This is a genomic window from Paenibacillus sp. FSL L8-0158 (assembly GCF_038592965.1).
In the GTDB taxonomy this organism is placed as follows: Bacteria; Bacillota; Bacilli; order Paenibacillales; family Paenibacillaceae; genus Paenibacillus; species Paenibacillus polymyxa_D.
The window spans coordinates 4,060,179-4,075,118 of record NZ_CP151949.1 but is presented as its reverse complement, the minus strand read 5'-3'; the positions used below and the strand labels follow the sequence as shown (position 1 = coordinate 4,075,118).

Here is a 14,940-nt window from a genome sequence, read left to right as displayed (position 1 = left end):
AGACATGAACATGTTGATTTATAAAGACAAAAGCAAACCGATCGAAGAACGGGTAGAGCACTTAATCGGTTTGATGACAATAGAGGAAAAGGTAGGACAGCTTGTGCAGCCCTTTGGCTGGCAAGTGTATGAGCACACAGACGGAGAATTGTCCCTAGGTCATGATTTCAAGCAGCAGGTGCAAAATGGGGGAGTCGGCTCCTTATACGGGGTACTTCGCGCTGATCCGTGGACCGGGGTGACCTTGGAGAACGGGTTATCTGCCAAACAGGGAGCTGAGGCCGTGAACTTGATCCAACGCTATGCGGTAGAGCATTCCCGGCTGGGTATCCCGATACTGATTGGTGAGGAATGCTCTCATGGGCATATGGCGATTGACGGCACTGTGTTTCCGGTTCCGTTGTCCATCGGCAGCACATGGAATGTTGATCTGTACCGCGAGATGTGCCGTGCGGTTGCGAGTGAAACCCGCGCTCAGGGCGGGGCGGTCACGTACTCGCCCGTGCTTGATGTTGTGCGTGATTCGCGCTGGGGACGCACGGAGGAATGCTTCGGCGAAGACCCTTATCTCATCGGCGAATTTGCTGTTGCCGCAGTGGAGGGGCTTCAGGGGGAAAGCTTACTCAGCGAACATAGCGTAGCTGCCACATTAAAGCATTTTGCAGGTTATGGCAGCTCAGAAGGCGGACGTAACGCCGGACCTGTGCATATGGGCTGGCGCGAGCTTTTGGAGGTCGATCTATATCCATTTCAAAAAGCGGTGGAGGCAGGGGCGCAATCTATTATGCCAGCCTATAACGAAATCGACGGTGTACCGTGTACTGTGAACGCTGAGCTATTGGGCGATATTCTTCGTCAGGCGTGGGGATTTGACGGTCTGATCATTACAGATTGTGGCGCGATTGAAATGTTAGCGAGCGGACATGATGTGGCCGAGGATGGATCGGATGCCGCTGTGCAGGCGATTCGCGCAGGGGTTGATATGGAAATGTCCGGGGAAATGTTCGGCAGTCATCTGGTCGAGGCGGTTCGCGCTGGCAAGCTGGAGACGAGTGTGCTGGATCGGGCGGTTCGCAGGGTGCTCACGCTAAAATTCAGGCTGGGTCTGTTTGACAAGCCGTATGTGGATGCGGAACGAGCGGAGCAGGTGATTGGTCGGGTGGAGCATATTCGATTGGCTAGACAGCTTGCGACCGAGGGGATTGTGCTGCTCAAAAACGTCGATAGAACGCTTCCCCTGCCGAAAACCTCCAAGCGTATTGCGGTCATCGGCCCGAATGCGGATCAAATCTACAACCAACTGGGTGATTATACATCACCGCAACCGAGATCCCGCGTGATAACTGTACTTGATGGTATCCGTAGTAAGCTGGGCAAGGATCAGGATAGCGTTCTGTACGCACCTGGTTGTCGGATCAAGGGAGAATCCCGGGAAGGCTTTGAAAATGCACTGGCATGTGCGGCTGGGGCCGATACCGTGGTGATGGTGGTTGGAGGGTCCAGCGCCCGCGATTTCGGGGAAGGAACGATTGATCTGAAAACCGGCGCATCGAAGGTATCGGATCACGATTGGAACGACATGGAATGCGGCGAAGGCATCGACCGGATGACGTTGGGACTTGCGGGCGTACAGCTTCAACTCATGCAGGAAGTCTACAGGCTGGGGAAAGAGCTTGTCGTCGTTTATATGAACGGGCGACCGATTGCTGAGCCATGGGTGGAGCAGCACGCACACGCCATTGTGGAAGCATGGTATCCCGGTCAGGAGGGAGGGCATGCAATCGCGGATATTTTATTTGGGGATGTAAATCCTTCGGGACGTTTGACCCTCTCCATCCCTAAGCATGTCGGCCAGTTGCCGGTATATTACAACGGCAAACGTTCCCGGGGCAAGCGGTATCTGGAAGACGATGCCGAGCCGCGCTATCCGTTTGGTTACGGCCTTAGCTACACGACGTTTAGCTATGAAAGGCTTACATTAAGCACCAATTCGATCCGAGTGGGCGAATTCGTTACGGTTACAGTCGATGTAACCAACACGGGCGACCGGGAAGGGGCTGAAGTAGTACAGTTGTATATCTCGGACACGGTGAGTTCGGTGACCCGTCCAATCAGGGAACTCAAGGGCTTTTGCAAGGTTGGATTACAGCCAGGAGAAACACGAACAGTGGAGTTTGTTGTAGGCTCCGACCAGTTGCAATATATAGGGCGTGATCTACAACCAGTCGTTGAGGCAGGGCGATTTTCTATTCAAGTAGGCAGGCACTCCAAAGATACCCTGTGTGCCGAGTTGATCGTACGGGAGGATGAATAATGGAGCGTATCAAACGCCTGATTCGGGAATTATCGGAATGCCAATGGCTGGAGAAGCTGGATTTGCGAAGCTGGAACGTTACACGCTCCACTTACCAAACACCAGGTCAATATGAAGACGTCGCACCTTTATCGGAAGGACTGGATTTTAAGCGATTCCCCAGCAGTCAGGGGACGACTTATTTTTTTCGAACGCGGCTGGATGTACCGACAGCGTGGTTGAAAGAGCCTTTTGGATTGGTATTTGAGTCCGGGGGAGAAGGACTGCTACGGGTCAATGGTGCTTCCTATCACGGGCTTGACCGCAATCATACCTATGTCACGCTTAATCCGCAGGTCATTGGGACTTCACCGGAATTGGAGATTGAGCTATTTGATCCTGTACCCGAGCCCGTAGATCCGCTCAATCGGCAGGCTGTCATTCAACCTCCAATTTCTTCTATTACAAGCTATCTTGTACGGCCCAATAAGCCCGTGCAGAGCCTGATGTATACCGTTACCGTTATTAGCGAAGCCGCTCTACTGCTGCCTGAGGGCGATATCCGAAGAATACGCCTGCTGAAGGCTCTGTATGGGGTGATGGATCGTTTTGCGAATCTGGAGGAAGACGCCATTCGAGCAGGGGAAGCGATCTCAGCCACAGAAAAGGAGTTCATTCAGCAGGTTCAGGAGATCGGTGAAAATGCGCAAGGTTTGGAGCACATGATAGGACAGTCGCACATTGACATTGCCTGGCTGTGGCCTATGCGCGAGACCATACGGAAAACAAGCCGAACCTTCTCAACGGTGGATGCGCTGATGGATGAATACCCGTCCTATCAATATGCGCAGAGCCAGCCGCTACTGTTCTCTTTTGTAAAGGAAAATGATCCAGAGCTGTATGAACGGGTCAAAGCGAGAGTCGCCGAAGGACGGTGGGAGCTGGTTGGGGGGATGTGGGTAGAGCCTGATTTGAACCTGCCCAGTGGCGAATCACTCATCCGCCAAATGCTGTATGGTCAGCGTTTTTACCAACAGGAATTCGGCAAAACCTCTCATATCGAATGGCTACCGGATACGTTCGGCTACTGTGCGTCCCTGCCGCAGATTTTAAAGCATGGGAAGATAGACTACTTTATGACAACCAAGCTCGGCTGGAATGATACGAATGTGTTTCCTTACGATTTGTTCCACTGGGTGGGCATCGATGGTACTTCGATGTTGTCCTACCTCAATCATGGCGTGAATGAAAATACACGGCCACAGGACATTCATGACCACTGGCAGTCCTATCGTGAAAAGTCGGCTCATCCTGAGCACATGTTGCTCTATGGACATGGAGACGGCGGTGGCGGCGTTACGCGTGAAATGCTGGAATATATAGAGCGTTCTCCGCTAATGGTGGGATTGCCTGCGAGTCGGTTCAGCACAGCGGGACAGTTTTTCGCAGGCATAGATCAGGCACATCCAAAACTTCCCAAATGGCATGGTGATTTGTACCTTGAGCTACACCGGGGAACCTACACGACTCATGCCCGCAACAAACGCAATAATCGAAAAGCGGAGGGAGTCTACCGCGAGGCAGAGCTGTGGAGCACGCTGGCATTACCACAGCTGGAGCCGGAGCAGGTGCAGGACATCTGTTCGGCATTGCATGAGGGCTGGAAGCTGATTTTGTTGAATCAGTTCCACGATATTATCCCAGGCTCTGCGATTACCGAGGTTTACGGCACTTCCGATAAGGAGTATCAGCAAATTTTCGAATGGGGACATGTCGGGCTTCAACAGGGGATTACGACGCTGGCGGCTCAAGTGAACACGGAAAGATCGAGAACAGGAACGCCGTATCTTGTGTTTAACAGCCTGGGCTGGAGCCGTAGTGCCGTGATCCATATCGCTACGGAATCGACAGAGGGATTGTATGCCTACCACTACGCTAATGATAATGAAGCTGAGCGGCTGGACACCGATGTGGAGGAAGGCGGCATTTCGGTGCGTATTCCGGATATTCCTGCACTGGGCTACAAAACGATTTGGTTGGAGCGAGAACAGGCTCAAGTAGGTGAGAAGCCCGAAATAGCTGTGACATCTGGATCGCTGGGGGATGTCTGGGAGACGGGATTTTATAAGGTGCAATTTAACGAGCGGGGCGAAATGATTCGTCTGCTGGATAAAGCGGCAAACCGTGAAATCTTGAAGCAAGGGGAACGGGCAAACCGTTTTTATTTTTTCCATGACCGTCCGACGCTGTGGGATGCATGGGATTTGGATAACCGCTATGAGGAACAGGTAGCAGGAGAAGCCGAGTTGCTGGAAAAACAACTAGTGCTTCAGGGGAAAACGAAGGACGTGCTGCGCTTCCGATGGCGACTCCATCAATCTGAAATGACACAGGATGTGATCTTTTATCATCATGAGCGGCGAATTGATTTCAAGACGCATGTGAGCTGGAATGAAGCGCACAAACTGCTGAAGGTAGGCTTTCCTATAGACGTGGTTACAGACAAGGCGACTTATGAAATTCCGTACGGTGCTTTGGAGCGGCCGACCCATCGGAATACGAGCTGGGAGCAGGCGCAGTATGAAGTATGCGGACACCGATTTGCGGATGTTTCTGAGCACGGGTATGGCGTGAGTCTGCTCAATGATTGCAAATATGGCTACGACATTCAAAATAGTACCATCCGTCTGTCTCTGCTGCGTGCACCCAAATGGCCGGATAAAGATGCCGATCTGGGCGAGCAAGATTTTACGTATTCGCTATATCCGCATGTGGGAGATTGGCGCAGTGCCCATACTTTGCGTCATGCGGCTGAGCTGAACCAAGATGTGCCTGTTGTGCAGCAGCAAAAGCACAATAGCGGAGTGCTGCCGAGCAGCGGATCGTTCATTAATTTTGATAGTCGTCACGTTGTGCTGGATACGATCAAGCCGGCCGAAGATGGACTGGGGACGATTCTTCGTTTGTACGAATCTTCTGGGGGACGGGAAACGATCAAGCTGACCTGGCCTTACGCGTTCAACGCAGCTTACGTGTCGAATGCGCTGGAGGAACCTCTGCAGCCGCTTGAGCTGGAAGGTAGCTGTCTCACATTGTCTTTTACACCTTATGAAATTAAAACGATACGCTTGCAATAGATATTGATAAAGGAGCGAAAAAGCTATTGGAACAATTCAGACTTCCCAAAATACCAATGCCCGACCTTGACTTGCCGCAGGCTGTTCAGGACGTACTCAAGGAAGCGGAGCAAGCACTGGCCCACAGGCCGAAGCTGCTAAAGCTGTTTAAAAACTGTTTTCCAAATTCACTGAAGACGACGACCAAGTTAATGGATGATGGGACAACGTTTCTCATTACAGGGGATATTCCAGCTCTTTGGTTGCGGGATTCCGTAGAGCAGGTCATTCATTATGTGCCGTTAGCCAGGGAGGATGCTGATTTACAGCGCATCATTGGGGGGCTGATCAAGCGCCATATTCATTATGTCCTCATAGACCCGTATGCGAATGCGTTCAATGAGACGGCGAATGACTGGCACTGGAACGCGGGCGATGAGACGGAAATGTCGCCATGGGTGTGGGAACGAAAATTTGAAATCGACTCGCTGTGTTTTGTCATTCGGCTGGCTTATATGTACTGGAAGGAAACGGAGCTTACCGATATTTTTGATTCAAAATTCAAGTCGGCTCTGCGCAAAATAGTGGATGTGTTCAAAACGGAGCAGCGTCACCAAGAACAATCTGCGTATCGGTTTACGCGTAATAACGGCATTTTCACCGATTCCTTGCGCAATCAGGGACTCGGTATGCCTGTAAATTATACAGGGATGATTTGGTCGGGCTTCCGTTCCAGTGATGATGCTTGCGATTTCCACTACAATATACCCGGTAATATGTTTGCTGTGGTTGCTTTACGGCAGATGCAGGAGTTTGCGGAGTGGGTATTTCGTGATATGGACTTTCTGAACGAGCTGAAGGAACTGGAGGCAGAGGTGGAGCACGGTATCCGCGTGTACGGCATTTATCGCCACCCGGTATTCGGGCCTATATATGCTTATGAAACGGACGGATTTGGCAACTACTGCCTGATGGATGACGCAGGTACGCCGGGATTGATGTCCATTCCGTATTTGGGCTATGTGACGGTGGACGATCCTATCTATCAAAATACGAGACGCTTCGCTTTAAGTCAGGAGAATCCGTTTTACTATGAAGGCAACGCGGCTAAAGGCATCGGAAGTCCGCACACGCTGCCAGGTTACATCTGGCATATGGCCCTGTCCATGCAAGGATTAACGGCCCGGACCGCAGAAGAAAAGCTGGATATGATTCATATGCTGGAAGCGACAGATGGGAACACCGGATATATGCATGAAGGCTTTCATGCAGATGATCCCACGGTTTATACGAGAAAATGGTTCGCCTGGTCCAACAGTCTGTTTGCCCAGCTTGTGTATAAGGCCATGAAGGATGGCTTGTTATGAATGAATCCATAGTAAATCCACTCATCGTTGTTTTCAGTGAGCAAGGCTTTCCCACTGTAGGGAGCCTGTTGTCAGACGGGGCATTTCAGGGAGTTGCTGACGTGGTAGTCGTACGAGCGGATGAGCTGGCTGAAACGTTAAAACATATAGAAAGTGGCTGTTTTGTCAATCTGCATGCACCGTATTTCCCAAAATCCGCCTGGACCGAAATCGTTGCATTCCTTCGCAGGGGAGGGGGGCTGCTTAACGTCGGGGGAGCACCCTTTAAGTATCCAGTCCGCGATCCTGCTGATGAGCATGGAGACTGGATAATTGAGACTGAGCAGACTGCATATCATCAGGAGCTGCATATTCATGAGGTGCTGCGAGTGGATGCCTCGAAGGTGGCTTCGCTGGTCGCATCAGAGGATATTCCTGTACTGTGTGGTCAGGAGTCTTTTTTCCAGGTGACAGATACGTGGAACCTCGTTCCTCATACGACCAAAGGCAGCGATCTGCCACACCAGATGGGCTCTGCCGGGCCGATGAATACGCAAATTTATTCTTTGCTAAAAGGTGTCAGTGCAGACGGACGGGATATAGCTGCCCCGGTGGTGCTATGGGAGCATGCCCGAGGTCTGTTTGCTGGAGCACGCTGGATGTTTGTCCACGTGCCGTTGATAGCTTCCTTTTGGGAACAGGATGGTGAGCAGTTGCTTGCCCAATGGGCACGTTTTTGCGCCAAGGGGATGACGGAGCTATCTATCAAGCCAAACTATGCTGCTTATGAGCCTGAGGAACGAGCCGTACTGACACTTCAAACCCAAGGATTGCAGCGAGGAGGAGCCACGCCCAGATATCATGAGATATGGAGCTTTGACCTGACGGTGGAGCAAATATTGGATGATCACAGCCAGCAGGTATGGAGCGAGCGCTTGCAGATTGAGGTTAGCAGAGAACAGAACTTTGTGCGTATTCCCCTTGCCTTTTCCATCCTGAGTGGTCTGTATCGGGTCATTTGCCGAGCTAAATCATCGGATGGTGAAGTACGTATATTGCGACAGGGTTTTTGGGGGCAGGATACCGAACTGCTGGCTGAAGGACAGATCATCATGCGAAGTCGGGACTATTTTATAAAGGATGGGCGCCCGTTGCCTGTTGTTGGCATGACCTATATGGCCTCAGATGTAGCACGCAAGTTTCTTTTTTTGCCCAATGCAGCAATTTGGGACCGGGATATGGCCCAGATGGCCAAAGCGGGCATCAATTGGATTCGTACAGGGGTATGGACGGCTTATCGCAATATGATGCAGATAGACGGACACGCTTCGGAAGAGGTGCTTCGTGCGATTGATGCTTTTTTGCTGACAGCCAAAAGGCATGGATTGCAGGTGACGTTCACGTTTTTTTCTTTTACACCGGAAACGTGGGAAGGGGTTAACTCATATCTTGATCCGCAAAGCGTGGAAGCACAAAAGCGGTTCATCCGCAGTATTGTCAGTCGTCACACGGCTACAACCCATGTGGATTGGGATCTGATTAATGAACCTTCGATGTTTGATCCATCGCGTATTTTCGCAGACGGTCCACGTTCTGCGAGGGACTCATGGGAACAGGCGGCGTTCAGTACATGGCTGGAGCAACGCCATGGCAGCATTGAGGCTTTGCAGGAAGCCTGGAATATGACGCCACAGCAGCTTTCCTGTTTTGCTTCTGCCACAATTCCCGAGCCGGAGGAGATTAACTTCGACGTTCAGGATATGCATCAGGCCAAAAAGGGAGGCAAGTGGCTGGATTACTGTCTATTTTCGATGGAGATGCACAATCTGTGGGCCGAGCAATTGGCGGCTACGATTCGGGAGCTTTGTCCCGGACATTTGGTAACTGTAGGTCAGGACGAGGCACTGGGCGCGCAGCGGCCGTCTCCGTTTTTTTATGAGGCTGTGGTGGATTATACGACGGTGCATTCATGGTGGCTGAATGATCATTTGGTGTGGGACGGTATTTTTGCCAAAACACCAGACAAACCGAATCTCGTACAGGAAACCGGGATCATGTATGTTGAGACGCCGGATGGTCGAGCCAAGCGTTCAGAGGCGGAACTGCGCGACATGCTGGAGCGCAAGTATGCGTATGCCTTTTCGACTGGCGGAGCGGGTGCGATTCATTGGATCTGGAATACGAACTTTTATATGGATAATGCCAATGAATCGCACATCGGTGCGTTACGTGCGGATGGGACCGAGAAGCCGGAAGCAGAGGTATCTTACGATTTTGGGCGTTTTATGAATGATATTCGCGATCTGTTTACAGACCGGAAGCTGGAGGAAACGGCTGTTGTATTTCCGTATTCCAATGATTTCTCCAACCGATCACTTGCCTTTGAGGCCACGACACGGCTTACCCGGGTGATGTCCTATGATCTCAAGCAGCCGTTCCGTGCTGTCTCCGAGTATCATCTGGACTCGCTCAAGCAGCAGTTACCGAAACTCATTATGATCCCCAGCGCGCACAATTTCGACAGTACATCACTGGAACATATTCTGGAAATGGTACGAACCTTCGGTGTGACTTTACTAGTCACCGGGCCGTTGGGCCTTGATCCTTACTGGAAAGTGAGCGACCGGGTCGATGATATTATTGGGCAGCGTACGCTGGGGAACGTCCAACGGGAGGAAGTACTGAGTCTGGAGGGGCAAACCTACTCTGTCTCATTCGGTCAGCGGCGAATTGCCGAGGTGGCTAAGGAGGAACTACTATCACCAACAGCGGATGGAAGGATGGGGGATGAAGTTGTGAACCTGCCGCTTGGCAAGGGGCGCTTGATCTGGAGCCCGCTTCCACTGGAGTTGAATGGCAGGGATGAACCCATTGCTGAGCTATATCGCTACGCTCTCATTGCTGCCGGGGTAGAGCGAGAAGTGGAGTGGATAGACGGCGGCGATCAGTCGGGATTATATGGGCGTAAGCTGAATTTCGAGAATGGGGACCTATATATTTTCGTATCGGAGTTTTCTCGGGATACCCAAGTGCGTGTTCGGGATAAGGAGATTGGATTATCCTACGCTTTTCTGTTGCCAAGGAGCCGCTCTGTCTTGTTTGCTGTGGATCGAGAAGGTCAGTTGCTAGCGGTATATCGTCCCGAGGACGTGACGATTGAAGTGATACAGTGAAAAGTGGCAGGTCAAGACATACGGTGAGGAGATATGCGATGAGCGAGCAAAGGGATGAATCAATCAACAATCAAGCGATAAGCAGGGAAGTAGACACATACACGGGTAGCAAGATGACAGCACATATTATTTCGCATACCCACTGGGATCGGGAGTGGTATTTGCCTTATGAGAAGCACCATATGCGCCTGATCAGCCTGATGGATTCTCTGCTGGACAAACTGGATCAGGACCCGGATTATAAAAGCTTTTATCTGGACGGGCAGACGATCATTCTGGAGGATTATCTACAGGTTCGGCCCGAGCATAAGAAACGGCTGGAGCAGCACATTCGCAATGGTCGTATTTTTATCGGACCCTGGTACATTTTGCAGGATGCTTTTCTGACCAGCGGCGAAGCCAATGTACGCAATATGCAGATTGGGCACCGCGATTGTGAGCGTTACGGCAGTCCGTCCAAGATCGGATACTTCCCCGATACGTTTGGTCTGGTTGGGCAGACTCCGCAGTTCATGCTACAGTCGGGGATTACGAATGTTTTCTTCGGAAGGGGAGTAAAGCCGACAGGGTTTAACAATACGGTGTCGGATAGAGGCTACGAGTCCTCCTTTTCGGAACTGTTATGGACGGGGCCAGACGGATCGGAGGTACTCGGTATTTTATTCGCCAACTGGTATTCCAACGGCAATGAGGTTCCGGTAGATGAGGCGGAAGCCAAGGCTTATTGGAAGCGTAAACTGGATGATGCGCAAAAATATGCTTCAACTGGCGAGCTGCTGTTCATGAACGGATGTGACCATCAGCCTCTACAGCTTGATTTACCGGAAGCAATCCGTACGGCACAGAAGCTTTACCCGGATATCGAGTTTGTTCATTCCAATTTCAACGATTATCTGACTTCTCTGAAACGGGCATCCCAAAGGCAACTTTCGTCCGTGAAGAGAGAGCTTCGCAGTCAGCGCACGGACGGCTGGGGAACGCTGGTGAATACGGCTTCTGCCCGGGTGTATTTAAAACAGATGAACCAGTTGGGACAAGTGATGCTGGAAAAAGTGGCTGAGCCGCTTGCGACCTTTGCGCATTTGTTGGGGCTGGATTATCCTCACCATTTGTTCACCTATGCCTGGAAAACACTGATGCAGAACCATCCGCATGACAGTATTTGCGGCTGTAGTGTGGACGAGGTGCACCGTGAGATGGTGACCCGGTTTGATAAGAGCCGTCATGTAGCCGAGAGCATTGTGGATGAAAGCATAGAGGCCATTGTGCAAGCAGTGGATACGACGGGCTTCAGTCGCTTTGGAGAAGATGCGTTGCCACTCGTGATTTTTAATACGTCAGGCTGGGAACGTAGTGGTATAGTGTCTGCCGAACAGGAAGTGGTGCGTCTATACTTCCGTGAAGGATATACGCTAGAGGAGGCCGCTCATCGAGCGAAAACAGTGGACTTTTCCGGGCGTGTACTGGTGGACAGTGAAGGGAGTCCGGTGGCATGCAAGGTGGAGGACCTCGGGCTACAGTTCGGCTATGATTTGCCGGATGACCGGTTCCGCCAGCCTTACATGTCTCGTCGGGTTCGCCTTACCTTTGAGGTAGAACGTGTGCCCCAGCTAGGCTTAAAAACCTATACTTGGCTGAGAAGCAATGTTGAGACGGACTCCTCTTCCCTTTTTAATGGCAGTCGAAGTATGGAAAATGATCTGCTTCACGTCGAAATTGCGGATAACGGCTCTTTTACCCTGACGGATAAGCGTACAGACCGCAGCTACAAAGACCTTGGCGTATATGAAAATGTGGGTGATATCGGCAACGAGTATATGTTCAGACAGCCCGAGGGAGAGCAGGCGCTGACCACCGAAGATTTGATCGCTGACATCCATGTGCTTGAAGATACACCTTTTCTGGCATCCATCGAGATTATCCATCATTGGGAAATACCAGCCTCCGCAGATGAAACGCTGGAGCAGGAGCAGCGAGAGCTGGTTTATTATCCGTACCGCAAGGCTCAGCGCTCCCGACAGACCGTTCCGCTGACGATACGGACTGTCATTTCTTTATCTCGGAACAGCAGGGGTGTTTCCATGGAAACCACCTTCAATAACCAGGCCAAGGATCACCGACTTCGCGCTCTGTTTCCGACAGATATAGACGCTGCTGAGCATCATCGGGTAGACTCCATGTTTGAAATTGCAATCCGGGACAATGAACCTGCATCTGAGTGGGAAAACCCAAGCAATACACAACATCAGCAGGCGTTTGTGGATGTAAGCGGAGAACAAACCGGTCTGACCGTAGCCAATCTTGGGTTGAATGAATATGAAGTGTTGCGGGATGGGCGTAACACGATTGCAGTAACGCTGCTTCGCTCAGTTGGCGAGCTGGGCGATTGGGGATGGTTTCCGACGCCGGAAGCGCAATGTCTGGGTGAGCATACCACCCGTCTGGAGATTATTCCACATGATGGCGACGGTATTCAGTCAGGCGCGTATAAAGAAGCCTATCAATACCAAATTCCTTGGATTGTAAAACAAACGGGGATTCATGCGGGTACAGTTGCTCCAGATTATGCGCCGTTTGATTGGAAAAGCACGGAGCTTGCCTTTTCCTCTATGAAAATGAATGAGCTGTCGGGGGATGTGCTGTTACGCTGGTACAATATGAGTCATAGTATAGCCGAATTAATTATCAAGCCCGGGCCGCAGCAGTACGATTTTTATAAAAGTAATATCCTCGAAAAACAAGGAGAAGACATCGTAATGGATTCTTCTAATGAGTTACTTCAGTCTGTAAAGCCACATGAAATTATCACACTAGGTTTTAAATTGAAGACTTAACAATAAAGAGAAGAAGGCCATAGCAATAGGATAATAAACCCCCATGGAATAAATTATCATCGGGGCTTGTTATCCTATTGCTAAAAGTAATTAGTAGATAGGTTTAGCAAATTCTTTAAGCCCATGAGTATCTAAAATTTTGAGTTACATAGCAAGTCCAACTATGAAATTGTCTTTTATAATATTCTTTATTTTTGCAGTACCGTTAATTTCACTTATAAATTTAAGCGCTTTCTACCGATATATATAGATATATATCATCACGTTCTGTGATCTGCTTCATTTTATTGCTTGGAGGGCAATGTCAAGGAGACCGATCGGAAACTCGTGAAAGTTGAGAGCAGCGTGAACTATTATCCATAGACGAGCTGGAGGGGTTTGGATGAGTAACAAGCTATCAGACAGGACAAAAAAAGGAAAAGGTTTTAGAGATGTAAAGGTTACGACAACGATGATCTCCATGATTGTGATCAGCTTGGTGGGTTTGCTCATTGTATCGTTGGTAGGGGCTATCGGTATGTATCAAGCTAAAGAGGGTCAAGGTATTTTGTATGTGGATCGCTTTCAACACCAAACCAATATTCTTGAAGTCAAAAGTGATTTCTACAATATGCGGGCCAATTATACAAAAATACTCGACAATAAAGAGTATACAGATAAACAATATAAGCAGGTACAGAAAGGAAAGGATAGTGTTGCAACTGGGCTAAATGAATTTTCCCAAAGGACATTGGATGCAAAGGAACAGAAATTGTATGAAGAACTGAGAGGCAGTATAGCCACGTATTTTCAGGATATTGAACAGATCATGGCCGTCAAAAAAAATACTGGAACCTATGACACAGAAGAGAGAGGGCGGATTAATAAATCTAGTACGGCCATAGTTACGATGCTGACTACCATTTCAGATTATAACAATGAGCAATCCGCCAACCTATATCAAAATACACAAAATGAGATTAAAATGCGCACAATTGTGTTGATCACGGTTCTGGCTCTCGTGCTGGCTGTTCTGATCACGATCTCCTTTGCGGCCATTCAAAATATCCGTTCTCGGATGAGCACCATTACGAAATACTGTGAAGAAATTACCCAAGGTAATTTAACGGTAGCCCTTGATCCTGCCTTGCTCAAAGGAAATAATGAGATCGCTGTCATTGCTCGGGCCATTCAGCAAATGACAGATTCAACCTCAAGGGTCATTACGGGGGTGATCAATGAGTCACGCCAAATTAACCAACTGAGTGATCAGACGAATCATAATATGACAGATCTCAATGAGCGGATTAGAGATGTATCTGCCACGGTCGAACAGCTGTCAGCAGCTATGGAAGAGACTTCGGCATACACCGAAAACATGAATCATTCTGCGGAAGAAATGCAGCGGGCAGCAGAGTACATTTCGGTTAAAACTCGAGAAAGAGCTCAGTCTGCCCATGATACAAGTGTAAAAGCCGAAACATTGAAGCATGCGGCTAGCGAATCCAATAAAGTGGCCAAGGAAATTTACCAGAAGGCCAATGAAAAGATGAAGGAAGCGCTAGAACGAGCCAAGGCCGTAGACCAAATTCGTTTACTTTCTCAGTCCATCTTAGAAATTACGGCACAAACCAATTTGCTGGCTCTAAATGCATCTATTGAAGCGGCTCGTGCCGGTGAGTCGGGTAGAGGGTTTGCGGTTGTAGCTAATGAGATTCGTAAGTTGGCAGACGGCTCCAAACACGCGGTAGACCAAATTCAGAGTGTAACTCAAGAGGTTGTGCAGTCTGTAGAAAATCTGACTACCAATGCCGAAGAATTACTGCACTTCCTGCAAGCTCAGGTGGGCAAAGATTATCAGTTGCTTGAGGATACAGCAGGACAATATTACAATGATGCCGTGGAGCATACGAACACAGTCAATGATTTGAATAACACTTCCAAGCAGGTGAATGCAACCATTCAAACCATGGTGAGAGCGATCCATGAGATTGCAACCGCCAGCGAACAGTCTGCTATATCTACTCAGCACATTGCTGAGAATATGGTATCATCAACGGAAAAATCTCGTGAAGTGGCACACCAGTCTGATCAGGTGAAGGGAAGCGCAGCTCGCCTGAATGAACTGGTCGAAGGTTTTAAAATTTAACGAGGCCAATACACAAAGACTAGGGAAAGTATTACATCGAAGAAAAACAG

6 protein-coding genes are annotated in these 14,940 nt (G+C 49.7%); all 6 read left to right on the top strand.

Annotation, left to right across the window (positions count from 1 at the left end):
- Nucleotides 1–10 precede the first annotated feature (10 nt).
- The 6 genes from NSQ68_RS17940 to NSQ68_RS17915 all read left to right on the top strand — a co-directional run bounded on the left by NSQ68_RS17940 (nucleotide 11) and on the right by NSQ68_RS17915 (nucleotide 14,890).
- Nucleotides 11–2,314: a glycoside hydrolase family 3 N-terminal domain-containing protein gene (locus NSQ68_RS17940; RefSeq protein WP_342426732.1), complete on the top strand. Its 2,304-nt coding sequence runs from the start codon at nucleotides 11–13 to the stop codon at nucleotides 2,312–2,314.
- Nucleotides 2,314–5,430 (top strand): alpha-mannosidase, encoded by a 3,117-nt coding sequence (locus NSQ68_RS17935; RefSeq protein WP_342426731.1) that lies wholly within the window; start codon nucleotides 2,314–2,316, stop codon nucleotides 5,428–5,430. The genes NSQ68_RS17940 and NSQ68_RS17935 overlap by 1 nt, the downstream gene beginning before the upstream one ends.
- Before the next feature lie 26 nt (nucleotides 5,431–5,456).
- Entirely contained in the window at nucleotides 5,457–6,776 is a 1,320-nt protein-coding gene (locus NSQ68_RS17930; protein WP_342426730.1) for a glycoside hydrolase family 125 protein, read from the top strand.
- Nucleotides 6,773–9,928 (top strand): beta-galactosidase, encoded by a 3,156-nt coding sequence (locus NSQ68_RS17925; RefSeq protein WP_342426729.1) that lies wholly within the window; start codon nucleotides 6,773–6,775, stop codon nucleotides 9,926–9,928. Before NSQ68_RS17930 ends, NSQ68_RS17925 begins: the two co-directional genes overlap by 4 nt.
- 38 nt (nucleotides 9,929–9,966) lie before the next feature.
- Nucleotides 9,967–12,762: an alpha-mannosidase gene (locus NSQ68_RS17920; protein ID WP_342426728.1), complete on the top strand. Its 2,796-nt coding sequence runs from the start codon at nucleotides 9,967–9,969 to the stop codon at nucleotides 12,760–12,762.
- 382 nt (nucleotides 12,763–13,144) lie between these two features.
- On the top strand, nucleotides 13,145–14,890 hold the full coding sequence (locus NSQ68_RS17915; RefSeq protein ID WP_342426727.1) for a methyl-accepting chemotaxis protein: 1,746 nt from the start codon (nucleotides 13,145–13,147) through the stop codon (nucleotides 14,888–14,890).
- Nucleotides 14,891–14,940: the final 50 nt, after the last annotated feature.

Coding starts and splice junctions, on each gene's coding strand:
- NSQ68_RS17925 (WP_342426729.1), top strand. CDS start 6,773: ATGAATGAATCCATAGTAAATCCACTCATCGTTGTTTTCAGTGAGCAA.
- NSQ68_RS17940 (WP_342426732.1), top strand. CDS start 11: ATGTTGATTTATAAAGACAAAAGCAAACCGATCGAAGAACGGGTAGAG.
- NSQ68_RS17935 (WP_342426731.1), top strand. CDS start 2,314: ATGGAGCGTATCAAACGCCTGATTCGGGAATTATCGGAATGCCAATGG.
- NSQ68_RS17915 (WP_342426727.1), top strand. CDS start 13,145: ATGAGTAACAAGCTATCAGACAGGACAAAAAAAGGAAAAGGTTTTAGA.
- NSQ68_RS17920 (WP_342426728.1), top strand. CDS start 9,967: ATGAGCGAGCAAAGGGATGAATCAATCAACAATCAAGCGATAAGCAGG.